At 61.6% G+C, this 25,275-nt stretch carries 23 protein-coding genes; 8 read left to right on the top strand and 15 right to left on the bottom strand.

Annotated features, from left to right (window positions below; genetic code table 11):
* Positions 1-59: 59 nt before the first annotated feature.
* From F759_RS0117250 to F759_RS0117265, 4 genes are all read right to left on the bottom strand, one after another.
* Complete coding sequence (locus F759_RS0117250) at positions 60-1,358, bottom strand: ribulose-bisphosphate carboxylase large subunit family protein (RefSeq protein ID WP_027800973.1); 1,299 nt, start codon at positions 1,356-1,358, stop codon at positions 60-62.
* A complete protein-coding gene (locus F759_RS0117255; RefSeq protein ID WP_027800974.1) occupies positions 1,355-1,894 on the bottom strand; it encodes a VOC family protein in 540 nt (179 codons plus the stop codon). Before F759_RS0117255 ends, F759_RS0117250 begins: the two co-directional genes overlap by 4 nt.
* A 93-nt stretch (positions 1,895-1,987) precedes the next feature.
* Positions 1,988-3,874, bottom strand: a complete 1,887-nt coding sequence (locus F759_RS0117260) for a TRAP transporter large permease (protein ID WP_027800975.1) — start codon at positions 3,872-3,874, stop codon at positions 1,988-1,990.
* A gap of 62 nt (positions 3,875-3,936) precedes the next feature.
* On the bottom strand, positions 3,937-4,962 hold the full coding sequence (locus F759_RS0117265; protein WP_027800976.1) for a TRAP transporter substrate-binding protein: 1,026 nt from the start codon (positions 4,960-4,962) through the stop codon (positions 3,937-3,939).
* 198 nt (positions 4,963-5,160) lie between these two features.
* On the opposite strand from F759_RS0117265, the gene F759_RS0117270 reads away from it, so the two are divergent.
* Complete coding sequence (locus tag F759_RS0117270; protein ID WP_027800977.1) at positions 5,161-6,216, top strand: LacI family DNA-binding transcriptional regulator; 1,056 nt, start codon at positions 5,161-5,163, stop codon at positions 6,214-6,216.
* A gap of 539 nt (positions 6,217-6,755) precedes the next feature.
* Positions 6,756-7,229 carry an Lrp/AsnC family transcriptional regulator gene (locus F759_RS0117275; RefSeq protein ID WP_027800978.1) on the top strand — a complete coding sequence of 158 codons (474 nt, stop codon included), beginning with the start codon at positions 6,756-6,758 and terminating at the stop codon, positions 7,227-7,229.
* 17 nt (positions 7,230-7,246) lie between these two features.
* On the opposite strand, the gene F759_RS0117280 is transcribed toward F759_RS0117275, so the two are convergent.
* From F759_RS0117280 to F759_RS0117305, 6 genes are all read right to left on the bottom strand, one after another.
* On the bottom strand, positions 7,247-8,485 hold the full coding sequence (locus F759_RS0117280; protein WP_027800979.1) for a YbfB/YjiJ family MFS transporter: 1,239 nt from the start codon (positions 8,483-8,485) through the stop codon (positions 7,247-7,249).
* A gap of 150 nt (positions 8,486-8,635) precedes the next feature.
* A complete protein-coding gene (locus F759_RS0117285; protein WP_027800980.1) occupies positions 8,636-9,358 on the bottom strand; it encodes a 4'-phosphopantetheinyl transferase family protein in 723 nt (240 codons plus the stop codon).
* A gap of 68 nt (positions 9,359-9,426) precedes the next feature.
* A complete protein-coding gene (locus F759_RS0117290; RefSeq protein ID WP_027800981.1) occupies positions 9,427-10,749 on the bottom strand; it encodes an MFS transporter in 1,323 nt (440 codons plus the stop codon).
* 180 nt (positions 10,750-10,929) lie between these two features.
* Positions 10,930-11,166: a DUF2783 domain-containing protein gene (locus tag F759_RS0117295; protein WP_027800982.1), complete on the bottom strand. Its 237-nt coding sequence runs from the start codon at positions 11,164-11,166 to the stop codon at positions 10,930-10,932.
* A 47-nt stretch (positions 11,167-11,213) separates the two neighbouring features.
* Positions 11,214-12,944 (bottom strand): FAD-dependent oxidoreductase, encoded by a 1,731-nt coding sequence (locus tag F759_RS0117300; RefSeq protein ID WP_027800983.1) that lies wholly within the window; start codon positions 12,942-12,944, stop codon positions 11,214-11,216.
* A gap of 63 nt (positions 12,945-13,007) precedes the next feature.
* A complete protein-coding gene (locus F759_RS0117305) occupies positions 13,008-13,967 on the bottom strand; it encodes an MBL fold metallo-hydrolase (protein ID WP_027800984.1) in 960 nt (319 codons plus the stop codon).
* Between the two features lie 275 nt (positions 13,968-14,242).
* Here F759_RS0117305 and F759_RS0117310 point away from each other — a divergent pair, with 275 nt between their 5' ends.
* Both F759_RS0117310 and F759_RS0117315 read left to right on the top strand, forming a co-directional pair.
* Positions 14,243-15,100 carry an IclR family transcriptional regulator gene (locus F759_RS0117310; RefSeq protein WP_027800985.1) on the top strand — a complete coding sequence of 286 codons (858 nt, stop codon included), beginning with the start codon at positions 14,243-14,245 and terminating at the stop codon, positions 15,098-15,100.
* The gene (locus F759_RS0117315; RefSeq protein ID WP_027800986.1) at positions 15,097-15,936 is read left to right on the top strand and encodes an IclR family transcriptional regulator; all 840 of its coding nucleotides are present in this window, start codon (positions 15,097-15,099) and stop codon (positions 15,934-15,936) included. Before F759_RS0117310 ends, F759_RS0117315 begins: the two co-directional genes overlap by 4 nt.
* Before the next feature lie 11 nt (positions 15,937-15,947).
* On the opposite strand, the gene F759_RS0117320 is transcribed toward F759_RS0117315, so the two are convergent.
* From F759_RS0117320 to F759_RS0117330, 3 genes are all read right to left on the bottom strand, one after another.
* The gene (locus tag F759_RS0117320; protein WP_027800987.1) at positions 15,948-16,808 is read right to left on the bottom strand and encodes a MurR/RpiR family transcriptional regulator; all 861 of its coding nucleotides are present in this window, start codon (positions 16,806-16,808) and stop codon (positions 15,948-15,950) included.
* A gap of 63 nt (positions 16,809-16,871) precedes the next feature.
* Entirely contained in the window at positions 16,872-17,954 is a 1,083-nt protein-coding gene (locus F759_RS0117325; protein ID WP_027800988.1) for an ABC transporter ATP-binding protein, read from the bottom strand.
* Between the two features lie 27 nt (positions 17,955-17,981).
* Positions 17,982-18,755, bottom strand: coding sequence for an SDR family oxidoreductase (locus F759_RS0117330; RefSeq protein WP_027800989.1), 774 nt, complete (start codon positions 18,753-18,755; stop codon positions 17,982-17,984).
* A 335-nt stretch (positions 18,756-19,090) separates the two neighbouring features.
* Here F759_RS0117330 and F759_RS0117335 point away from each other — a divergent pair, with 335 nt between their 5' ends.
* From F759_RS0117335 to F759_RS0117345, 3 genes are all read left to right on the top strand, one after another.
* Entirely contained in the window at positions 19,091-20,323 is a 1,233-nt protein-coding gene (locus F759_RS0117335; protein ID WP_027800990.1) for an ABC transporter substrate-binding protein, read from the top strand.
* Between the two features lie 190 nt (positions 20,324-20,513).
* Complete coding sequence (locus F759_RS0117340) at positions 20,514-21,404, top strand: carbohydrate ABC transporter permease (protein WP_027800991.1); 891 nt, start codon at positions 20,514-20,516, stop codon at positions 21,402-21,404.
* Positions 21,401-22,252, top strand: a complete 852-nt coding sequence (locus tag F759_RS0117345) for a carbohydrate ABC transporter permease (RefSeq protein WP_027800992.1) — start codon at positions 21,401-21,403, stop codon at positions 22,250-22,252. The genes F759_RS0117340 and F759_RS0117345 overlap by 4 nt, the downstream gene beginning before the upstream one ends.
* An 82-nt stretch (positions 22,253-22,334) precedes the next feature.
* Here F759_RS0117345 and F759_RS0117355 read toward each other — a convergent pair whose 3' ends face one another.
* Entirely contained in the window at positions 22,335-22,628 is a 294-nt protein-coding gene (locus tag F759_RS0117355; RefSeq protein ID WP_027800993.1) for a DUF1330 domain-containing protein, read from the bottom strand.
* 339 nt (positions 22,629-22,967) lie between these two features.
* On the opposite strand from F759_RS0117355, the gene F759_RS0117360 reads away from it, so the two are divergent.
* On the top strand, positions 22,968-23,717 hold the full coding sequence (locus tag F759_RS0117360; RefSeq protein ID WP_027800994.1) for a hypothetical protein: 750 nt from the start codon (positions 22,968-22,970) through the stop codon (positions 23,715-23,717).
* 93 nt (positions 23,718-23,810) lie between these two features.
* Here the strand turns inward: F759_RS0117360 and F759_RS0117365 are convergent, their stop codons facing one another.
* Positions 23,811-25,124, bottom strand: a complete 1,314-nt coding sequence (locus F759_RS0117365; RefSeq protein WP_027800995.1) for an MFS transporter — start codon at positions 25,122-25,124, stop codon at positions 23,811-23,813.
* Positions 25,125-25,275: the final 151 nt, after the last annotated feature.

The following is a 25,275-nucleotide window of genomic DNA, read 5'->3' on the forward strand; positions in this document are numbered from 1 at the left end:
CATTGCGTCGCTCATTGCATCGCTTATCGCATCGCTCGTCGCATCGTTGCTGTGCGAGTTCACTTGCGGCCGCCGAAAAATTCGAGCGCGCGCCGCAGTTCCGGCATACGTTCCGCGTAAATCGGCACGGGCGTGCGCGCCTGCACCGCGGCCCATGCCTGCCGCACACTCATGACACCGGCTGCGGGACCATCGGGATGCGCGAGGATGCCGCCACCCGACATGAACAGCAAGTCGGTCGACTGCAATGCATCGAACGTCGCTTGCGCGGTGCCCGCCCACTGTCCTGAAGAAAACGCCGGCAATACGGTGTCATCGCAACCCGGCGCGAGCGGCGTCGCGCAATCGCGTGCGGACTCGATTACCTCATCATCGCTTTGCGCGAACTTGCCGGCCAGGCCGTGCACATGCATGTGATCGACGCCAGCGAGACGCCACAGCGTCTGATAAGCCTGAAACGAGATGCCGAGCGACGGATCGCGCGACATCATGCCGTAGCCGTTGCGATGCGCGTGCAGCACCAGCGGTGTTGCGCGACGCAGCGTCTGAATAGCTGAAAAGCCGCACCAGTTGATGCTCGCCATCACGCATGCGCCGCCCTCGCGCTCGACCAGTTCCGCGTGACGACGCATGGCGTCGAGATCGTCGGTGATATTGAAGGCGACCATTACAGCACGGCCGCTGCGTTCACGATAGCGGCGCACTTCCGACATGACCGCGCGCACGCGCTCGGCAAGCGGCGCATGCACGGGGTTCGCGCTTACTTCGTCATCCTTGATGAAATCGACGCCCGCTTCGCACAGCTCCCGCACCAATGCCGCGGTTTGCGCCGCGCACAGACCCACGTTCGGTTTGACGATGGTGCCGATCATCGGTCCGTCGGTTACTTGTGTCAGCGCACGCGTACCCTTCACGCCATGACGCGGAGTTTCAAAGCGCGCGCGATAAGACGCCGGCAAACGCAGCGACAACAGCCGCATGCCGGTGACTTCGCCCAGGTCGTACAAATTGCCCGCGACGGTTGCGGCAAGTGTCGGCAAGTTGGCGCCGATGTTGGCAAGCGGAAACGACAGCGTCACGCGCGCGCGCCGCCACGGTCCATACGCCCCTTGACGCGCCAGCCATGCGCTCTGAAGGCTGGGCTGGGCGGCGGGCTCGAGTTCGTCGATGCGCTCCACGCTTGCGCGGCTTCGCGCGCGTAACGCGTCGGTCTCGTTGGCCACGCGCACGAAAGTGCCGCTCGACTGCTCGCCCGCCATGATCTCGGCGACGCGCGCGGGATCGAGGGGCGTCTCGATCAGATAGTCGGCTTCGAGCGAATCGCGATCGCTGCCATGCGGCTGTTGTGCGTCGCTCATAGCGTGCCCAAATCCGGAAAGCGGCGCACCGGCTCACGACCGTCCCAATCGCGCGAGGCTGCGTAGATCATGTCGAAGAGCTTGCCCTTCGGTCCGGCGATCTCCGAGAGCTCGATCACCGTGCCCGGATGATCCTCCGTATCGAAGTACACGAAGCGGCCATTGCGGCCGACTTCGCCGCTCATCGCTACCTTAAAGCCCTGTTCCTGCAAGCGTGCGAGGTCGGCATCGAACGAAGTAGTCCAGTAAGCGTTGTGCTGGAGTCCTGTGTTGCCGGCCGCGAGAAAGTCGCGATACATCGACGGCGCTTCGTTGCGCGTCTGGATCAGTTCGACCTGCAACGGTCCGGAGTTCGCCAGCGCGACCGAGTTATGAACCTCGTACGATTGCCCGCGATACGTGTAGTTTTCAATGGGCACCCGTTCGTTGTAAAACCACGGACCGACGCCGAGCACGCGGCTCCAGTAATTCATGGCGGCCTCGATATCGCGCACCACATACCCCGCTTGACGAATCTCGCCAAAGAAACGACTCATGAAAATCTCCCCACGCAGCAGTTATTGAAAGACGAGCAAGTCCCCGGCGCGGCGAAAAACGCAGCGCCCGAAGATCGAACAGCGAGAAAGCAGTTAGAGAAACCCGGTTGAAATCCAGGGTATCGCGGCGACAAGAATCAGCCCGACGATCAGTGCCCCCATATAGCCGGCGATAGGACGAATGCCCGCATCGGGGTTGACCTTGCTGATCGCGCATGCCGAGTAGTAGCCGACGCCGAACGGCGGCGAGAAGAGGCCGACTCCCATAGACAGAATCACGACGATTGCGTAATGCACTTCGTGCACGCCCGCGAGCCGCGCGATTGGAAACAGCAACGGTCCGAACAATACAATCGCGGGAATTCCCTCGAGTACGCTGCCTAGCATCACGAACACGACAATCGACACCGCCAGAAAGCCGTAAGCGCCGCCGGGCATCGCGCTCATCCATTGCGCGAGATCCTGCGAGAAGCCGGACTGCGTGAGCGCCCACGCCATTGCAGTAGCACAGCCGATAATGAACAGGATCGCGCCCGACAAAGTCGCTGCATCGACCAGCATCCGCGGAAAGCGCTGCCACTCGAAACGGCGATAGATCAAGAGGCCGATCAGCATCGAGTAAGCAATGCCGATGGTCGACACCTCAGTTGCGGTCGCCACGCCCTCTACTACAGCAGCGCGTATCACGAACGGCAACGCGAGTGCCGGCAACGACACGATGAAAAGCCGGGCAATCTGCTGCTTGCTGGAGCGCTGCGCGCCGCTCAGGTCTTCCTTCCGATAGCGCCACCTCACGACGACGCACAGAATCAGCGCAAGCACGGCGCCTGGCAACATGCCCGCCGTGAAGAGCGCGGAGATGGAAAGCCCGGTGACGGAGCCAATCGTAATCAGCACGATGCTCGGCGGAATGGTTTCGCTTTGCGCGCCGGTGGTGGAAAGCAAGGCGACCAGGTCGCCTTCGGAAGCACCGCGCTTTTTCATCTCCGGAAACAGCACGGGCGCGATTGCCGCCATGTCCGCCACTTTCGAACCCGAAATGCCGGATACGAGGTACATCGCACCGATCAGCACGAACGACAGGCCGCCTCGCACATGCCCGACGAGGCTCGCGAGGAATTCGATCATCGCGCGCGCCATGCCTGTCATCTCGATCAGCAAGCCGAGAAAAACGAACAGCGGCACTGCGAGCAGCACGAGATGCGACATGCCTTCGTCCATGCGCCCCACGACCACCTCCAGCGGAGTAAAGGTCGAGAGGCCGAGATAGCCGAACGTGGCGAGCGCAAACGAAAAGCCGATCGGCACGCCCGAGAAGATGCCGATTGCGACCACGCCCACGAAAAAGATAATCAGGTTGGCCTTGCCGAGCGTCTCGAACCACGGCCCTGCCCACACCGCCGCTGCGCCGAGCAGCGCGGCAATCACGAGCGCGATTGCGACGTCCCGCGCGCGGCTCATTTGCGCGAGCCGGATCATGCCGACGAGCGACATCAGCGCGGCGCCAATCGGCAACGCAAGTGCGCGCCAGGCATTGCTGATTTGCAAAGCAGGCGTGACGATGGCCGCTTCGCCGGATGCGTAGTTGTACGCGGGCGCGATCAACAGCGCCAGCAATCCAATCGATGCGGCAGTCGCAAGCGTATCGACAAAGGCCCGGCGCTGCGGCGACAAGCGGCTGACGAGCGCGGTCATACGCATGTGTTCGCCGCGTCGCAATGCGAGAACGGCGCCCAACATGGCAAGCCAAAGAAACAGGATGCCGGCCAGTTCGTCCGACCACACCAGAGGCTGATGGAAAACGTAGCGCGACACTACGCCCGCCAGCATCACCACGATTTCGACAGCAAGCAGCGCAGCCGCACACACTTCGACCACCGCGATCACGCCACGATCTAGCGCGCTCAACCAGCGGCGCGGCGCGCTCGCCATCGGCAACGATACAGCCGCTTCTGCCGTGTTCAATACGTGATTCGACATGCTGCTGTCTCCTCGCGGCGGGACGCCGCGCGTCGTTTGATGCTTACCCGCATGCCGCGACATCAGGCCAGTTTGCCGACCGATTGCTCGAGCAGGTCCCACGCCTGATTACCGAACTTGTCTTTCCATTGCGCGTAGAAACCCGCTTGACGCAGCGCCGCGCGAAACGAATCAGGCGCGGGCCGGTTGATAGCGAGACCCTTGCTTTGCAGATCGGCGACAGCGGCGTCGTTCAGTTTGCGCACATCTTCGCGCTGCTTCAACGCGCACTGATTGAACGCGTCGCTCGCAATGCCTTGCAGGTCTTTCGGCAGGCGCTGCCATGCTCGCGGATTCAGCACGAACCAGTAGCCGTCCCACATGTGATTGGTCAGCGAGCAATACTTCTGCACTTCGTAGAGCTTTGCGACCTGCACGATCGGCAGCGGGTTTTCCTGTGCATCGACAATATGTGTTTGCAGCGACGAATACACTTCGCTGAATTGCAAGCTGGTCGGTGCGGCGCCGAGCCCCTTGAACATATCGATGCTGAGCGGACTTACCGGTACACGAATCTTCAGACCGCGCATGTTCTGCGCGCTCGTGATCGGCCCGTTGCTGGTGGTCGTCTGACGAAAGCCGTTGTCCCACATCTTTTCAAACGATTCGAGCCCGGCCTTCTGCATCGCCGCACGCACATAAGCGCCGAGCTTGCCGTCCATCGCAGCCCACACCTGGTTGTAGTCGTTGAACGCAAAGCCCACGGCGTTGATCGCGACCGACGGCGCGAGCGTCGATACGACGAGTGCCGAGGGCGTGAACATCTCGATGCCGCCGCTGCGCACCTGCGCGAGCATGTCTGTATCGCCGCCGAGCTGGTTGTTCGGGAATATGCGGATCTCCATGCGCCCCTTCGACGCCTCGCGAATCTGATTGGCCGCCTCCAGCGCGCGCACGTTCAGTGGATGCGTGAGCGGCAGGTTATTGCCGTACTTGAACACGAACTCCGGGCCGGACGCAGCGCGCACGATCGCCGGAAATCCCAGCGCGCCGGCCACCGGCGCGGCGGCTGCGGCGCGCAGCAATGCGCGTCTCGCGAGGTTGGTCATTTGAGCGTCTCCTTGCTTATAATTGATGTGACTGTCGAATCCATCAAAACACATCATCACTTGCTGGCAACGCGCTGACTTCCGATCAGGTGCGTTGAGTCGTCGTGTGATAGCTGCAAGACTAGGCGTGCGCGGCAATCGCTGTCAAACCGCGAACTTGATGGTTTTTGATGGACTTCTAATTTGCGAAGGACGGTTATGTCCGATCCGGTTAACCTCACCACCGCCGCGCGCGCCCGTATTCCCGACATCGCGCGCGCCGCCGGCGTTTCGACGGCCACGGTGGACCGTGTGCTGAACAGCCGCGAAGGCGTGCGCGCCGTCACCGCACAGCGAGTGTTGCAAGCGGCCGCGCAACTCGGCTATCTGCTCGCACAGGAAGCGCCTGTGGCGCCCGCCGCGAAACCCATGCGCATAGCGTTTCTTCTGCCTGCCGGCACGAATCGCTATCTGCACATGCTCGGCGACTACATCGACTTCGCGCACGATCAATGGAACGCGCTCGACATGAAGTGCCGCGTGCATTACGTCGAGAGTTTCAACCCGAAAGAACTGGCCGACCGTCTGCTGCATTATGGACAACGCGCGGATGGCGTCGTGTTCATGGCGCTCGAACATCCTGTCGTACGCGATGCAGTCAATGCGCTGGCCGATCGTGGCGTGCCGGCCATTACGCTGATCTCCGATCTGTCGAATGCGCGCCGGCTGGCTTACGTGGGCATCGACAATCGTTCAGCGGGACGCACCGCGGCGTTGTTGCTCGGACGTTTCATGGGCCCGCGGCCGAGCGGAAAGATCGCGATGCTCGCGGGCAGTCTTAACTATCGTGGACATGAAGAACGCGAGATCGGTTTTCTTCATCTGATCGAATCCACGTTTGCACAAGTGCGTGTGATCGGACTGCGCGAAGGACACGACGACAGCGAGCGCAACTATATGCAGACGCGCAAGCTGCTGGAGCAGCACCCGGACCTCGCGGGCATCTATAACAGCGGCGGCGGGTCGGACGGTGTGGCGCGCGCAATTGTCGAAGCACGCGCGGAACAGAAGATTCTGTTCGTGGGCCACGGCCTGACGCCGGACACGCGAGCGTTACTAATCGACGGAACAATGGATGCATTGATCACGNAAACGCCGCAGGCAATGGTGGGGAACTGTTTGCGCATTTTCCGCAACGTGCGCGACAAGCGCGATGCCATGAGCGATGTGAAGCCGGTACAGTTCAGCATCGTGCTGCGCGAGAATCTGCCTTGATTCAGGCGGCTTTCGCGTGTGCCGATGATCGACATACAGCGATCGCAAGCACCTCAGGCACGCAAGATGCTGAATCCCTTTCGTGTTCCAACTCCCTACGAAAGGAGATCCATCATGCCTTACCTACTTGGCTGGCTTCTCGGTGTTCCGGTAATCGTGCTGGTTATTCTGTACCTCATCTTCCACTGATCACTCGAAGCAACCTCGCTGGCGCGGCCCGTGTGCGGCCGCGCGTCTTTTCGCCCTTCTTTGCGATGCATGCGCTCGCGCCCGAGCGAGCGTTCACTGCGATACGGTAGCGTCGCAGCTTTCTCTCATGCTGCCTTCGGTAAAAGCAGCGCTACACCGGTAGCAGCTTGTGGCCGCACGTGGCCGCCGGCTTGTCGGCGAACCTGACGGTTGTCCCGGGCGCGAACGCACCCTGAAAATATACCAGGAGCCGCGCTGGATAGGCTTCCTAAAGCGACATACGACGCAACGACTCGCGGGACGTTCTTCCGATAGAATCGGATTTAAATGAACGATTTTCCGAGCTGACCATGACCACCAAAGCCCGCGCGCTGGACAATCAGGACCGCAGGATCATGCGCGCGTTGCAAAAGAACGCGCGTCTGAGCAATGCGGAATTGGCCGAACTCGTTGGCATGTCCACCACTGCATGCTGGAACCGCACACGTCAGCTGGAAAACGAGGGCTACATTCGCGGCTACGTCGCGCTGCTCGATCAGCAGAAGCTCGGCTTCGCGGATATCGTGCTGCTCGAAGTGACGCTCGATCGTCACGACGACGACGCGCTCGCGCGCTTCGGAGCGGAACTTGCAACGCTCACCGAGGTGCTCGAAGCCTATCTCGTGTCCGGCGATTACGATTATCTGGTCAAGGTGGCTGTGGACGGTACGGCGGGTTATGAGCGCTTCCTGCGCGAGAAGCTATACAAGATCGCGGGCATTCGTCATAGCCGCTCGATGTTCGCGCTACGCTGCATGAAGAGCATTCCCTCGGTGCAGGTATAACGCGCCGCCGTGCGCATTCAATTTTTGTGCAGCGGTTTCTGACACGCGGCGAGCACAGCGCCGCCCGCGAGCAGCAGCGCGGAATAGATGAGGCCGCGAGCAAGACCTGCTCCGTCGGAGACCCACCCTATCACCATCGGCCCAACGATCTGTCCGAACGCAAAAACGATGGTGAATGCACTGATGCCTTTGGCCCAGTGGTTCGTCGGCAGATTGTGGCGCACGAACGCGGTCGTCGACGCAACGGCGGACAGGAACGTTGCGCCGAATAGCGCGCCCGATACAAACGCGATCCACGGTTGCGTGAACAGCGCGGGCAACAGCGTCGCGAGCGCAAGCAGCGCATTGAGCACCGCGAGCGCCTGACCGCCGCGCATGCGGTCGAGCAACCCGGACCACAAGCGCGCGGAGAGCACCGTCGCGATGCCAAGCAGCAGATAAAAGCCGGTGACGACAGCGGCGCTCATCCCCGCGTTGCGCAACAGCGCGACGATGAACGTCATGTAGCCGATATAGCCGACGCCGAACAAACCATAGCCGCCGAGCGCGCGAGCGTAACTCGGCCAGCGCGGGGCGTCGTCCGGGTTTGCCGAATGTGCGGCTGCCGGCGCCGCAACCGCGTGCAGGCCTTCGATCCTGCGCGCCGCGCCGGCGGCGGCAACGCTGAATGCCGCGCATGCGGCCGCCAACGCAAACCACGCGAACTGCCAGCCATGCGCGCGGTTCAAAATGGTCAACGGCACCAGTACCGACGAAGCCACGATGCCCCATCCTGTGCCGCCGTAATACAAGCCGAGAACGAGGCCCGCATCGCGCGGTCTCGCCGACGCAAGCCGCGCCGCCAGCACGCCACCGCTAACGAAAATTGCCGCGCTGCTCGCGCCCGTGACCACGCGCAGCGCAAGCAGCGAATCGGTGTCGGCGAGCAGGCCGCTGCCCGCCATCAGAAACGCGGTAGCCGCGCAACCGGCCACGAACAGTGTGTCTGCCTGCCAGCGACGCGCGAGTCGCGGGAAAGCCAGCGCGCCGAGCAGATAACCGAGCGCATTCGCAGTATTCATCGCCCCGGCTTCAGCGAATGTCCAGCCGAGGTCGAGTTTCATCGACGGCAATAGCAGCGCATAGGCAAAGCGCGCGAGTCCTAACGCGATCGCGCTTCCCAATGACAACGCGGCGGCCAGCATCAACGTGGGAAAGCGTGGCACCGCGTGGTCGGTCATGGAGGAACGGGCGGCGTCGAATGGGTTAGTCGGCATGGGCTGATGTGGATGGACAAGCATCGCTGTAAAGCGGTTGTCGTCTCGGCTTTTGTCGCGCCTCGCCATCATATACGGAGGCGCGCCGCGGGGCTGACAGTTAGTTGCATCGCGGCATGAGGCAAGGCGTGCATCGCCATAGCCGGTCAGCTATCGCGCAGGCCGCGAAGACGACGATGACGACGGTGCCCACGACCACGCGACGCACGCAGCGTAGCGATGCGGCGCCGCTATCCACTGCGCGGCTATCTCACGCATGTCTTCCGGAATGGTGTTGCGCAGCGTCACGCGATTGTCTTCGCGCGGCAGCACGATGAGGTGCTGAAAGCCGCGTGTGATGCCAGCACCTGTTGTTTTGACGAGCGCTTCCTTGGCCGTCCAGGCATCGTAGAAGGCAGCCATTTGTGTGCAAGGATCGAGACGCTCGATCCACGCGGCCTCGCTGGGATCGAGTGTTAGCTTCATGATGGCGCGCCAGTCGAACCTGTCGCTGTGCTGTTCGATATCGACACCGACGCGCCGCACCGACGACATCGCGATCAAACCGTAGGCGCCCGCATGGGAAACGTTGAAGTCGGGCGCTGTCGAATCCGTGAGGCGCGGGCGCCGGTTTGCATCGAATGTGAAGCGCAACGCATGAGCTTCGACGCCCGTGCTGCGCGCGAGCAGCTTGCGCAACGCCACGCGGGTTGTGGCGAAGCGCAGCGCGTCTTCGAGGCGGCGAAAGTTGTGTGCTCTTTCGCGCTCGTCGTCGCTGAGAGGCGCGAACGCCTCAGCATCGAGCGATGTCTCGAAGCACAGATCGAGCCGCCACAACGAAACGTCGGGCGGGCCTTGATGCTGAAGAGGAACGGGTTCGACGGCGGCAGTCATGGGAAGAATCAAGGCGCGGTGGAATTACCGCGACTCTACACGATGGCTTCTGTGCGAAGGGCTGAGTCTTACACCCGCTTCTTTTCTCCCGGCACCCCGATCAACAGCGCGATACCGCTCGTGAACAGCAATGCGCTCAGCATATAAAGCGCGTTGTCCATGCTGCCGGTGTGGGTCTTGATCTGCCCGATTACCCACGGGCTGACGATGCCGCTGGTGATACCGATGCTGCTGATGAACGCAATGCCGCCCGCCGCCGCAGCGCCCGACAGATAACTAGACGGCACGGTCCAGAAAATCGGCAGCGCGGCAAAGATCAGCACGGCAGCGAGCGAGAGAATGGCGAGCATCGCCGGAAAACTGCTTAAATGCAGCGTCAAAAGTGAAAGCGCGATACCGCCGCCAATCGTGCATACCGCGAAATGCCGGCGACGCTCCGCCCGCCGGTCCGAATGACGAGCGATCAGCACGAGACCGACGGCGCCGATTGCATTCGGAACGACGCTGTAAAGACTGATCGCCAGAACATCGCGAATGCCGAAGTCGCGGATCATCAACGGCATCCAGAAACTGAGCGTCAACGACGCGCATGTCAGCGAAAAGTAGATGAAAGCAAACAGATAGATGCGCGGATTGCGCAAGGCCTGCACGAACGAGTGCGATGAATGCGAGGATGCCGCGCGGTCCTCATCGCGTTGCGCGATCAGTTGCGCTTTCTCGTCGGCGGTAAGCCATTTCGCGTGCTGCGGACCGTCGACGAGATAGAACGCGGCGACGAGCCCGAGCAGAACAGCGGGCGCGCCTTCAATGATGAACATCCACTGCCAGCCGAAGAGACCGAGCACGCCGCCCATATCGCGCATGATCCAGCCCGACACGAGACCGCCGAGCACGCCCGCGACCGCGACACCGGCGAAGAAAACCGACAGCACAGCCGCACGCCGCCGCGCCGGATACCAATAGGTCAGATACAGCACGATGCCTGGAAAGAACCCGGCTTCAAACACGCCGAGCATGAAGCGAAGCAGATAAAAATGCGTGGGCGTCGACACCATCATCATGCCGACCGACGCCATGCCCCACAGCAGCATGATCCGCGTGAATGTGCGGCGCGCGCCGAATCGCGAAAGCAGGAGGTTGCCAGGCACTTCGAACAGCACGTACCCGATGTAGAACACAGCCGCGCCAAGACCGTACATGGCGTCGCTGAAACCGAGGTCGTGCTTCATCTGCAATTGCGCGAAGCCGATGTTGATGCGGTCGAGAAACGACACGACGTAGCAGAGAAATAGAAACGGGATAATACGTAGCGATACTTTGCGATACAGCAGATCGTCATGCGCGGCAGCGATTGAAGCCGGGTCGAGCGCGGGGGCGAGGGATTGACTCATCGGTTTCTCCAAACATAAGGCGTGAAGGGTCCAACGGACCCGCGGGTCCGGCGTCTTGATGCACCGCGTTGTGGAATGCTGAAAGAACGGCGCGCGAATGCGCGGCCCCGCTCTACTGTCGTGATGATCTGCGCGCGGCCTGAGTAGCCGGGCACGCATTTGCGTTACATGTAGCGCAAATCAAGCCGCGAGCGGATGAGTCTCGCCGGCTTCCGCCGTTGCATCAGCCACGCCTTCGCGGGCGTGCCGGATCGCTTCGAGCAGCGTCGCGTGATCACCGATATGGTTGGCGAGCAACAGAATGAGTTGCGCGTTGGCCGACTGGCTGCGCGTATCGTCGAGGCCGCGATGCATGTCGATCAGCGCCTCGTAGAAATCGTCGGGACGTGCGAGATTCGGTTCGGTGTTCAATGCCATGATGTTGTGTCTCCGGGATTCTATTTATCGCTGCGCGTGCGGTCGTTTCAGGCCGTGCCTTCCACGCACAACGCGCGCTTTAACGCATGTTCCACCGCCAGCGGATCGAGTTGCCTCCAGCGCGCGCATACATGCTGGTCCGGCCGGATGAGATAGAACGTGCCGGGCTGCGCGTCGTAGCGCGCGCTTGCAAGGCCCTCTGTATCGTGCAAAAGAATCGCATCAGCGAGCGCTGCGGCCTGCGCCTGGCTTTGCGCTTCGCCGCGCGTGACTACAACGAGCTTCAACGGAATTGCGCTCGTGCCAAGCGCACTCAACGCAGTTTCGGTTTGCGCATCGACATTTTTTTCGCCGCAGAACAGCACGCCAGTGAATTGCTGGCCGATATGCTGAAGCAGCCACGCCGATTCGCGAGCCGCCTGCACCGGCGCGTCCACACAGGATGCCCCCGGAACCATTGCGCCTTCAAAGCTCTCGCTATCCGGCGTATTGAGCGGCGAGTCGCTCAATACAGCGGGCACGGACAGGCGGCCACTATTCGTCAGTTGCCGCGCAAACGGATGGCGCCGCGCGAGCTTCAGCACAGCGTCGCGGAACACGCGGCTCACGGGGCTTTTCGGCGTGATGAAATCGGTGGAACGCGTTGAGTTGCGGATGTTTTCGTCGGCGGCGAATTCGCGTTCGCTTGCATAGGTGTCGAGCAACCCGTCCGATGCCTTGCCTTGCAGCACCATCGCCAGCTTCCATGCGAGGTTTTCTGCGTCCTGCACGCCGCTATTCGCACCGCGCGCGCCAAACGGCGACACGCCATGCGCGGAATCGCCCGCGAACAGCACGTTGCCATGCCGGAAACGCTCCATGCGCAAACACGAAAACGTATAGACGCTAACCCATTCCAGTTCGAACTTTGCATCGGGTCCGAGCAACGCGCGCACACGGGGAATCACGCGCTCCGGCGATTTTTCCAGCACCGGGTCGGCGTCCCATCCAAGCTGAAAATCGATTCGCCACACGTTGTCCGGCTGGCGGTGCAGCAACACCGATTGATTCGGATGAAACGGCGGATCGAACCAGAACCAGCGCTCGGTCGGGAAATCGGCTTCCATTTTCACGTCTGCGATCAGGAAGCGATCTTTGAACGTGACGCCTTTGCTGTCGAGTCCCATCAGATTGCGAATCGGACTACGCGAGCCATCGGCGGCGACCACATAGCGGCCGCGCAACGCGTACTGACCGTCAGGCGTATCGACGGTCAAGGTCACGGCAGCGTCGCACGTACCCGGCGTTCCGTTTTGCTGCACACCGGCCACTTTGCTTTTCCAGCGGATCTCGATGTTCGGCATTTGCTGCGCGCGTTCGAGCAGAAAGCCTTCGACGTAATACTGCTGCAAGTTGATGAACGCGGGCCGATGATGGCCCGCCTCCGGCTGCAGATTGAACGTGTAGACGAGTTCATCCTTGAGGAACACCTTGCCGACATTCCAGCTGATGCCCTTGTCAACCATCCGCTGGCCGCATCCAAGCCGATCGAAAATATCCAGCGAGCGCTTCGAGAAGCAGATTGCGCGCGAACCCGTGGACAATGAACAATCGTCGTCCACAAGGACGACCGGCACGCCCTGCTGCGCAAGGTCGATCGCTGTGGCGAGGCCCACCGGGCCCGCGCCGACCACGATCACCGGATAGACCGCCTGCTCCGCGCCGCTTTGCATGCTCTGCGAGTTCTGCTCGCGGCACGGCTGGTATTCGAACGACAGCGTCTGGTAGTTGATGCTCATCTTGGTGTCTCCGTCCTTCTCCGCTTTGCTCTGCTGTGCCTCTATTCTTTTATGCCGGTCAGGCTAGGCTTGCAGCGCGTCCCACATGTCCTTGTCGCGCTGCGCGGTCCAGACGCGCGGATGCGTGATGCCGCTCGCTTCATCGAAAGCACGCGAAACGTCGAACGGCAAGCAATGTTCGTAGATGAACACATGGCCGAACTTCGGATCCATTGCCTTGCGCGTGTGGGCCATCGCGGCCTTCAGATCGAGCTTCTGCGCGACGGCTTCGCGGCCTTGCTGCAACAACGTGGTCACGAAATCCTTCGTGTAATCGAGGCCCTTGTTGACGTCTTCAGGCGTGGTCAACGCGGGGCCGCGGCCCGGCACGAGCTTGTCGGCATTCAGCGCGCGCAAGGCTTCGAGCGTGGCCGGCCATTGTTCGAGTTGGGCGTCGCCGCAATAACACGCTGCGTCATATTCGACGAGGTCGCCGGAAAACAGCACCTTCTGCGACGGCAGCCACACTACCGTGTCGCCCTTTGTATGCCCCGCGCCGAGATGCGCGATGCGCACTTCGAGCTTGCCGAGAAACAGCGTCATTTCCTTCTCGAAGACGAGCGTGGGCCAGGTCAGGCCCGGCACCGTTTCGACGCCGGCAAAGAGACGCGGGAAGCGCTCGATCTCCGACTTCATGTCCGCTTCGCCGCGCTCGACGATCATCTCGTACGTGCCGCGGCTCGCGATCACTTCCTGCGCGCCTTCCTTGAAATACGCCGACGCGCCCAGCACGCGCACTGCGTGATAGTGCGAGAGCACGACGTATTTGATCGGCTTGTCGGTGACGCTGCGAATCTTCGCGATCAGGTCCTGCGCCATTGCAGGCGTCGCGGTCGTGTCGACGATCAGCACGCCGTCGTCGCCGATGATCACGCCCGAGTTCGGATCGCCTTCCGCCGTGTACGCGTAGGCGTTCTCGGACAATTGCGTCCACGTGACTTTCTTGACTTCCAGGTCAGCCTGGGATGCGAATGCCTTTGCCATGCTTGTCTCCCTCAAAAGTTGGACGTGAGGCGAGACGGCCGGCTGCGCGCTGCGGCGCGGGCTGACGGTATTGGAGGTTGTCTCGCCCCGTTTTTGACTCTGTGACTGCGCCGGTGTGTCGGGGTGAATCCATCTTATGGCCGCGCCAGTTTATTTGTCAATAGCGAAATCTATCGCTATACACAAATTTAACGACGCCTAAGATGGAGGGAGGAACAGCAGGGTTTGCGGCTGGGCTTCGGTTAACATGGACGCTTTTTCGGACGAACACAGGCGTGGGCAAAGCAGCGAAACCAGCCACGAGCCGAGGCTCGGGCGCCACACAGACGACGGACGGCGGCAAGACGCAGCGCGGCATTCAGAGCGTGGAAGTCGGCGGACGGGTGTTGCTAGCGCTGGCGCACGCGCGCGCACCGCTCGCGCTGTCGGACCTTTCCACCGCTGCCGATCTTGCGCCGGGTCAGGCGCATGCGTATCTGGTCAGCTTGAGCCGCCTTGGCCTTATCAAGCGCGATGAGGTGTCGGGCCGGTACGAGCCGGGCCCGTTGTCATTGCGCCTGGGTCTGCTGCATCTGCAGAATCAGCCGGCGTTTCGCGCCGCCGTTCCGCGCGCGGCCGCGCTGGCCGAAGCGATCGGCTTTAGCGTCGCGGTCTGTATTGCGGGGCCGCAGGGCCCCACCATCGTCCGCTACGAACATGCGGGCTTTCCGTTGCATGTGAATCTGCATGTGGGCACGGTGATGTCGCTGCCGGCCACGTCGACGGGACGCGTGTTTTGCGCTTATCTGCCGGGCGACACGCTCGACGCGATGTGGGCCAATCAGTCGGGCGCTGCGCAAAGCAAGTTGACCACAGCGCGCGAAGACGCCGCGTTTCAGGCGGTGTTGGACAAGATTCGCGCGCGCGGCCTCGAATGCAGTGTCGATGCGCCGAGTCCGGGCATCAGCAGCCTGAGCGCGCCAGTGTTCGACCAGAACGGCCGTTTCGCGCTGGCGTTGACGGTAATCGGCTCGACTGGCGCGATCGACGTGGCCGCCGATGGTCCCATCGCGCGCGCGTTGCTCGCAGCGGCTCGCGACATCGGCGGTGAGCTCGCCGCCAGATCTTCCGTGCTTGCATCGACCGCATCGTGACCGCTTCTACCGATACCTCTGCTTCTACGCCCGCTTCCGCCGATACGAAGCCGCAGCGTGGCATCCAGTCGCTCGATAGCACCGGCGATCTGCTGGCGGCGCTCGTCGCGGCCGCCCGGCCGTTGACGCTGCGCGACCTCGCGGCCGCAGCCGGAATGCCGCCGGCGAAAGCGTTTCCGCATCTGGTGAGTCTGCTGAAGATCGGCTTGCTGAGCCGCGATGCGTCCGGCTGCTTCGAAGCCGGCCCGCTTGCGCTGGAACTCGGTTTGATCGGCCTGCAGCGTCTTTCGCCGACGCGCGAGGCCGAGCCCGAGGTGGTGGAGCTGGCGGCATCGACGGTAATGAGCGTCGCGATGGCGGTGCTCGGTCCGCTCGGGCCGACCGTCGTGCGGCTAGAGGAGTCGGCGCGGCCGTTGCATGTGAGCTTGCGGGTCGGCACTGTGATGTCGCTGGTGAATACGGCGATTGGCCGCGTGTTTGCCGCCTATGTCGCCGACGACGTGCGTGCCGGTCTGCTCGCGCAGGATCATTTGCGGCTGGCGGGCGCGAACGCGACCGAGGTTCTCGCGCAGAAGAATGCGTCGACGCTAAAGGAAGCGTACGCGCAGCGCCTCGCGCAAATTCGCGCGGGCGGCATGGACAGTGCACTGAGCCGGCCGGTGCCCGGCATCGACACGTTGGCCGCGCCGGTGTTCGACCACACCGGCAGCATTTGCCTCGTGCTCGCGTTGATGGGACCGAGCGGTAGCTTCGATAGCGCCGCGACGGGCGAGCCCGCACAGATTCTGCGCGCGGCGGCGTTGAGGTTGTCGCGGAGGTTTGGGTGGATGGGGTGAGGTAAGCGGCCCTAATCTCCCGCCCGCGGCTCATTCGACGACAGGCGCGCCTTCGCATGCCGCATCTTCTCCAGCGTCTTCGGACCCGCTTTGAGCGCGACGCCGATTGCAAGCGCGTCCATGATGCAAAGATGCACGAGCCTGGATACGCCCGGCGTATTCGGATCGATGGGACTGGGCACGCGCAATAACAGCGGAATATCGACGAGCCACGCGAGGCGCGAGCCGACATTGGTGAGCGCGATCGTCGTCGCGCCGCGTTCCTTCGCGATCTGAATGCTTTCGTTCACCTCGATGCTGCGTCCGGAATGCGAAATGGCAAAGGCGACGTCGCCCGGTTCCATCATCCCGGCGTAGAGGCGCTGCAAGTGACCGTCTGTGAACGCAGTGGATGCGATGTCCAGGCGCAAGAACCGCAACGCCGCGTCTTGCGCGACCAGTCCCGACCCCGAGCCGACGCCGAAAAAAAACACGCGCCGCGCGCTCGACAACGCTGCAATAGCACTCTCGACCACCGCCGGATCCAGCGCGCCGCGCGCGTGCGTGATGCCATCGACGGCCGCTTCGCCCACTTTGTCCATCAAGGTCTGCACGTCGTCGTCGCGAGCAATCGCCGCCGACGAATATGGCAACCCGCCCGCCACGCTCTGGGCCAGTTGCATCTTGAAGTCGCGCAGACCATGCGCACCGATTGCGCGGCAAAAGCGCGTAACCGAAGGCTCGGAGACGTCCGCGCGCTGTGCAAGTTCGGTGATGCTCGCGCGCATCGCGAAGTCGACGTCGTTCAGCACCATGTCCGCGACCTTGCGCTCGGCGGGCCGCAAATTGGCGAGTGCGCTGCGGATGTGGGGAATCAAGTTCGGTGCGGACACCCGATGTTCCTTAAGGGTTAAATGAATCCGCGTCGCTCGCAGCTTCGATTGGCAACACGCGGGTCAGCCCAGTCTGCGTCCACTCACCGTATCGAACAGATGAATGTGAGCGGCCGGCAAGCGCAGCGTGATCCGCTCACCAGGCTCGACCTTCGAGCGTTGACGCGTCGTCACGCACCACGTATTGCCGCCTATTTTCCCGTACAAATGCGTTTCGGCGCCGGTCGGCTCCACCACTTCGACTTGCATTGCGGCATCAGGCGTCTGCGTGACCGTCTCGATGTGCTCGGGCCGCACGCCTAACGTGACCTTTGCGCCGACCGTCGCCGAAGCAGGCGCGGCTTCGAGCACGATCTCGCCACCGTCCGCGAGTTTCAATGCGAGTCCCGAGCCTTGCGAGCGGTTTATCACGACGCCCTCGGCGAAATTCATCGAAGGCGAGCCGAGAAAACTCGCCACGAACAGATTCGCGGGATGATCGTAGAGCTCTAGTGGACGCCCAATCTGCTCGATCCGCCCGGCGTTCATCACGACGATGCGGTCGGCCATCGTCATCGCCTCGATCTGATCGTGCGTCACGTAAATCACCGTGTTTTTCAGGCGCTGATGCAGTGCCTTGATCTCCGTGCGCATTTGCACGCGCAGCTTTGCGTCGAGATTGGACAGTGGTTCGTCGAACAGAAACAGTGAAGGCTCGCGCACCACCGCGCGACCCATCGCGACACGCTGGCGTTGACCGCCCGACAACGCGCGCGGCAAACGGTCGAGATAACCGCCGAGATTGAGCATCTTCGCGGCGGCCTCGATTCGCGGCTTGAAATTCGCTGGCGACTCTTTGCGAATGCGCGGACCGAACGCGATATTTTCATAGACCGACAGATGCGGATACAGCGCGTAGCTTTGGAACACCATCGAGATATTGCGCTGCTGCGGCGCGAGATGATTCGCGCGTGTGCCGCCGATCATCAGATCGCCGCCGCTGATTTCCTCGAGCCCCGCGACCATCCGCATCAACGTGCTTTTGCCGCAGCCCGACGGGCCGACGAGCACGACGAATTCGCCGTCGTCGATATGAAGGTCGATGCCGTGCACGACTTGCGTGTCGCCATAGCGTTTGAAGATGCCGCTTAGTTGCACTGCTGCCATGCTGTCCTCATCGTCTTGCGGTTTCTATCAAAGCGATTCGAGCGTCAACTCTTGCGCCATCAGACGGTTGCCCGCCATCAAGCCGCCGTCGACAGGTAACGCGACGCCGGTAATCACGCGCGCCATTGGCGAAGCGAGAAACAGCACGGCGTCGGCGATATCGTCAGGCGTTGCGAAATCGCGCAATGGATACCATTTCTTCAGATCCTCGAAGACTTGCGGGTTCTTGTCGACGCGCGCCTGCCACGCCTGCGTCTTCACCGTACCCGGACAGACGATGTTCGCGCGAATGCCGTACCGGCCCAATTCCACAGCGAGCGCCCGTGTGTAACTGATCAGCCCGGCCTTCGCGGCGCTATACGCGGGATGCCCGAGTGCGGCCAAGCCGTTCACGGAGCCGATCAGCACGAGCGCTCCGCTCTCACGCTCGATCATCGACGCCCGCACGGCCTCGACCGTGTGATAAGTGCCGTTCAGATTCAGATGAATGTCGCGCTGCCAACTGGCGGCATCGGTCGTGGCCAGCGTCAAACCTTCTGCCGCGCCCGCATTGGCGACCAGCACATCCACCGGCCCGCGTTTCTCCACCGCGGAGGCGACCGCTTGCTGCACTGCGGCGGCGTCGCCGAGGTCGACCGCAATGGGGCTGACTTGCGTTTCGCCCAGTTGCCTCTGCAAGCGCTCAAGCGCCGCTGCGTCGATGTCGAGCGCCAGCACGGTATCGCCCTGTTCGACAAAACGCTTGCACAACACGCTGCCGATGCCGCCACAAGCGCCCGTCACCAACACCACACGATTCATGTTCGCCTCGCTTTTTTCTGTCGCCTGCGCTTACCGAGCGCGCTGTAAATTTATTACAGCAGGACCTCGCACTTCGGCTTCGTCGTCCCGAAGATTGGGTTATCGCAATTCGCGCGATGCGCGGAATGTCCCTGCTTTATAGGCATCTTATGCATAAAGCGATGCCGGAAGAAATATCGCAGACCCTACGTGACAACGCATTTTTAGCCGTGTAGGATTTTTTCAAACAATTCAACCCGCAGCGGCCGGCGACGGCAGCGCACCATCCCACCAATCGTTGATGGGACCTTAGTAGGCGCTAAGCGCTACCTAAGATCGACAAAGGAGAGAGAGAAATGTCGTTGCATGCCCGTGCTTCCCTCGCGCTCGGCAAAGTTGCCGTGGCGCTCGCGTTTGCAGGTATTGCCGTGGCGGCTCAGGCCGACACGGTTCGCGTCACCGTCGCGCATTACAGCGACGCCACCGCGCCGTACTTCGAAAAGATGGCTCGCAACTTCGAGAAAGCCAATCCCGGCACGACCATCAAGATCGAGGATGTGAACTGGGACACGCTGCAACAGAAACTCCAGACGGATATTTCCGGCAATGCGAACGCCGATCTCGCGATTGTGGGCACGCGCTGGCTGCTCGACTTCGTGAAGGACGACGTGGCCGAACCGCTCGACGGCTACATGGATGCGAGCTTCAAGGGCCGCTTCATTGGTCCGTTTCTCGCGCCGGGCGAGATCAACGGCAAGGTCTACGGTCTGCCGATTGCGGCTTCAGCACGAGCGCTGTACTACAACAAGGATCTGCTCGCGAAAGCCGGCTATCCCAATGGCCCCAAAACATGGAACGACGTAATCGAAGCGTCAAAGAAGCTGAAAGCGCAAGGCATTGCCGGCTTCGGCTTGCAGGGCAAGGAGATTGAAACGGACGTCTATTTTTACTATGCACTGTGGACGAACGGCGGCGAAGTAATCGGCAAAGACAATAAGGCCGCGTTCAATTCGCCGGCGGGCATCAAGGCGGCCACGCTGTACAAGTCGCTGATCGATCAGGGTCTGACGCAGCCTGGCGTGACCGGCTACAGCCGTGAAGACGTGCAGAATCTGTTCAAGCAAGGCCGCGTTGCAATGATGATCTCCGCACCGTTCCTCGCCAAACAGATCAAGAAGGAAGCGCCCAACCTGAAATACGGCATCGATCCGATTCCGATGGGAACCACGCACGCCACCTACGCGGTCACGGACTCGATCGTGATGTTCAAGAACTCGAAGGTGAAGAAGTCCGCCTGGAAGTTCCTCGACTATCTGTTCACGAAGGAACCACGTGTGGAGTTCACGACCACCGAAGGCTTCCTGCCGACCACCAAGGCGGAATCGTCCGATCCGGCATTCAACGATCCAGATACCAAAGCATTCGTCGCATTGCTGCCGACCGCTCGCTTCGCGCCGACCGTCACGGGCTGGGAAGACACCGCGAAGGCCGTGACCGATGCAATGCAGTCCATTTATCTGGGCAAAGCCAAGCCGGCCGATGCATTGAACGCGGCGGCCGCGCAAGCCAACAAGTCGCTCGGTCATTGATCGGCGCCACGCTGTGACTGTGCGGTAGTTCACTGCATAGGGGACGCGCGCCGCCGTGGTTGCGAGAGTAGCCGGGTATAAGCGCGGCGCGCATTCCGGCCGTCATGCTGGCCGTTATCGACCGTTATCGACTATCCGGCCCATTCCGTCGCGCCCGCCCTTTGCGGGCGCGTCTCACGATCGAGCACGTATGAGCCGTTCCGCTTCTTCACGCCTGCAAGCGCCCTGGTTGCTGATTGCGCCGAGTCTTGTGCTGGCGCTTTTTATCATCAGCTATCCGATTTTCAACATTGTCTGGCAATCGCTGCATGAGGTGTCGCGTTTTGGCGCGATTCGCGATTTCACCGGCTTGCAGAATTTCTACACGATCTTCGACGACCCCACGTTTCTCGCGGCGGCACGGCGCACGATAGTCTGGACCGTGTTCGTCGTAGGCGGCACAGTGCTGATTTCGGTGCCCGTTGCGCTCGTGTTGAATCAGGATTTTTATGGACGCGGCGTCGCGCGAACGATTGTCATGCTGCCGTGGTCAGTGTCGTTGACCATGACCGCGGTTGTGTGGCGCTGGGCCTTCAACGACGACTACGGCATGGTCAACGTCACACTTCAGCGCCTCGGCTTGATCGGCGGACCGATTCATTGGCTCGCGACTCCGGAACTCGCGTTTCCGGTAGAGATCGCGGTGGGCATTCTCGTATCGATTCCATTTACCGTGACGATTCTGCTCGGCGGGTTGTCGTCGGTGCCGGGCGATATTTACGAAGCGGCGCGCATTGACGGCGCCAGCGCATGGCAGCAGTTTCGCAAGCTCACGCTGCCGCTGCTGCGGCCCTTCATCAATATGACCATTCTGTTGAACGTCATTTATGTGTTCAACTCGTTTCCGATTATCTGGGTAATGACGCAAGGCGGCCCCGACAACAGCACGCATATTCTCGTCACGTATCTGTATGAACTCGGCTTCAGGCTCGGACGTCCGGGCGAGGCCGCTGCGGTGTCGCTCATCATGCTCGTCATGCTGTTCGTTTTCTCGATGGCGTATCTGCGGTTGCAGCCCGCGAAAGAAGGAGAACCGTCATGACGCTCAGCACGAAAACGAAGCGCTCGCTATGGTGCTGGCTCGCATTGTCGCCGCTGGTGGTGGTCGTGCTGTTCCCGTTTGCCGTGATGCTCTTCACCGCGCTAAAGCCTGCTTCGGAGATCTTCGTGTATCCGGCGCGCTGGCTGCCGGTGCATTGGCAATGGAGCAATTTCGTCGATATGTGGCAGGCCGCCAATTTCGGTGTCGCGCTGCGCAACAGCACGGTAATCAGTTTGCTGTCGACGCTGCTCGCACTCGCGGTGAGCTTGCCGGCGGCTTATGCATTGGCGCGCTTTCCGTTTCGTGGACGCGGAACGTATCGCCAGTTCCTGCTGGTCACGCAGATGCTATCGCCTATTCTGCTGGTCGTCGGGCTCTTCCGGCTCGCGGCCATGATCCCTTATGGCGACGGCAATCTCGTCGACTCGAAAATCGGCGTGATCGTCTCCTATGCGGCGTTTAACATCGCGTTTGCCGTATGGATGTTGTCTTCGTATTTTCAAACGGTGCCGCGCGACCTCGAGGAATCAGCGTGGCTCGAAGGATGCGGCCGCACGAAGGCCGTTTTCAAGGTCTTCCTGCCGCTTGCCGTGCCCGCGATCGTCGTCACCGCCATCTTCACGTTTATCAACGCGTGGAATGAGTTCGCCGTTGTTTACACGTTGATCCGCTCGCCGGAGAACAAGACGCTCACCGTGCAGGTGACCGATATGGTCGCCGGCAAGTATGTGGTGCAGTGGCATCTGGTGATGGCCGCCACGCTTTGCGCGACGTTGCCGGTCTCGATCGTGTTCGCGTGGTTACAGCGGTATCTCGTGAAGGGCCTGGCGTTGGGCGCCGTGAAATAGATCTCAGCGGACCGCGCTCACGTTCACCGCCTTCAGCGCGGTCACGGCGGCCGACGCGCGGCGCATCGGCCGGCCTGAATAGTTATTCAGCGCCGCGAACAATCCGCAGATCGCGCTCCACTGCATCGCCCAAAGCTGCGAGCGCTTTCTTATAGTCTTCGCGTTCATACGCGGCGACTGCATCTTCATAGGACGGGAACTCGATCACGACCGTCCGTTCCTTCAGGCCTTGCTCGTGAACTTCGTCCGCGACGCCGCGCACGAGAAACTTGCCGCCGGCAGCCGCCACTGCCGGACCCGCCAACTGACCGTACGCCGCCAGCTTTGACGGGTCGTTAATCTTGCGATACGTGGTTACCCAATACCCCTTGCTCATTTAACGCTCCTTGTTGGTTGGCCATAAGTCGAGGAGCGTAACAGAGAAATCCGGCGCACAGTCATGGCCCTATTGGCACAGGGCTCATCAGGACCACTGCCCGGTACCGACATTCGCCCCGCGATTCGCGCCACTTGTCCGAAAAAGATGGCCCAAAAAGTTGAATAGAGGCGGGTGACAAACAGCGGACTTCTATAGAAACTCTTTCGTACGATCCACGTAATCTGTCGACGCCTGGCCGCTCGCGCATGAATCGCCGCGAACGCCGTTCACGGTAAGGCAACGAGTCGTCGTTTATCATGGACCTCACTCTGCCTTGAATGAAGCTTCAGTTTAGATATGACGAATACCGGCAAGACGTTGATCATCGGCCTTGTGCTGGCGGACCTGGTGATCTGCGCTTATTTACTGTATCCGCGCGAGGACAAGAAGTCGGCGCCCCCCGCCGAGGCGGTACTGACCGCGCCCGACATGACCGATTCCCGCTCGTCCGGCGAAAGCCATGTGATTGCGGGCAGCATCGTTCGTCCGGGGTCGCCGGAAGCGGCGGCGAACGCGAAAGGTAACGCCAATAGCGGCACGAAAGTGAGCCGCGTCGACGTGCGGCCGTCGCCATCGACGGCCCCGACCGTTGCGCCGCGTCCGGCACTTCCGGCAGCACCGGCCGCACCCGCGATGCCGGCCACTGCTTTGGCGAATGTCCCCACGGTGGACATGCAACCGCAAGCGCAACTCCCGCAGCAGGTTCAGCCGCAACAACCGCAGACGCAGACGCCGGTACAACCGCAACCGCAATCCCAACGCTACAGCAGCAAGCCAAAAGCGACCCAGCGTGCAGAGGAGTCGCGCGCCCATGACGATCTGCGCCGCCGCGGTTCGAGCGACGTTGGGGCCTTGATGACGGAGTTGCTGGTCCGCGAGTCGGCGAAGCTCGACCCATCGTTGCCACCGCCGCCTCCGGCTGATCACGAGCAGATCGATCGCCGCAGTTCGAACCCTGTTGCGGCTGCGATGACCGATCAACTGGTCAAGGAGTCCGCGCGAGTGGCGCCGACGTCCGGTGCTCAGAAGCAGCCAGGCACGCAATAGACGCGGCGCTCATCTCGCCGCTCGCGAGTCGCGCACCTGTGTGAATGGCGGGCCGTTCGCCCGGTTGGCCCGCTAATTCCCGCACAATGTTGTTCAGGCAGATGCGTCGTCCCTGATCGGTTCGCGAGCCATGAACCAGTAGAACAGTGCCGCGCATCCGGCAATGGCGCCGCCCGAGATGAAGGCAAGCGCGTAAGAGCCGGTACGATCCACGATGAACCCCGCAACGACCGGCGAGAACGCACCGCCGAAATAGCCGCCGAAGTTCTGGATCGAACTAACGGAGGCAATCATCGACGATGGAGCAATGTCTGCCGCGAGCGCCCACGCCGAACCGACCACGGCCGCAATGAACGCGAGGCCGACGGTAAACAACACGAGCGTGACATTCAACGCATGCGTGAACGGCAGCGCAATCGCACACACCGCGGCGCCCGCCGCGCAGCATGCAATCAATAGCCGCTTCGCGCCAATCGGCGACGCAAGTTCACGGTCGACCATCTTCTTCGCAAGATAGCCAACCGCGATCTCGCCGAGAGCGCCGCCCGCCCACGGAATGCCCGCATACAGGCCAAGCTGCGCGAACGAGATGTGGAACCGGTCGAGCAGATAAAGCGGCAAGAACACAAGAAAGATATTCCACAGCCAGATCGTGCAGAAGTAGCCGAGAATCATGCCCCACACGCTGCGCCGCGCGAATAACGAGCGCCACCGCATGGTCGAATTGACGAGCGAGCGTTCATGACCGCCGCCACCGGCTTCGATGTACTCGCGTTCGTCCTTCGAAAGACGCTTACTGTCCACCGGATTGCGATACAGCATCAGAAACAGCAGCGCGAACGCAATGCCGAATGCGCCCGTCACATGAAAGAGCGAGCGCCAGCCGAACGCAACCATCAGCGCGACGAGCAGGGCCGGCGCGATCGCCGGCCCCCACTTTGAAGACGAGTCCCATACACCCGTCGCGAATCCGCGCTCCTTCGCGGGAAACCACGCGGCAGTGATCTTCGCCGAAGTGGGCCAGCACGGCGCCTCGCCGACCGCGAGCAACGCGCGCATCACAAGCAACCCGGAGATCGAACCGACCACACCGGTGAGCCACGTGGCGACGCTCCACCAGATCATCGCGAGCGCGTAAGCGCGTTTTGCGCCGAAGCGGTCGATTATCCAGCCCGCCGGTAATTGCATGACCGCATACGTCCACGCAAAGACGCTGCCCAGCAAGCCAATTTGCGTGCGCGTCAGGCCGAGTTCCTGAATCATGCCCGGCGCGGCAATCGAAAGACTCGCGCGATCCATATAGTTGATGATCCCGCCGATCAACAGCCAGATAAGCACATGCCAACGGAAATTGAGCCGGGCGGGCCGCACTTCGGCGGCCGTAAACGAACTGGTGGGCTTGTCCAAAACGTGTCTCCGTCAAGATGGCCGTGAATAGCCATTCGTCGTTGTCGATACGCGCCGTGCTGTGCAGCGCGGCTGCTGTACTTGTATGCACGTACTGAACGACAAGTGTACGGATGCAAACGCGAGAGCTCCAATGTCGAAACCGTATGTG

The sequence above is a fragment of the Paraburkholderia dilworthii genome (assembly GCF_000472525.1).
Taxonomy (GTDB): domain Bacteria; phylum Pseudomonadota; class Gammaproteobacteria; order Burkholderiales; family Burkholderiaceae; genus Paraburkholderia; species Paraburkholderia dilworthii.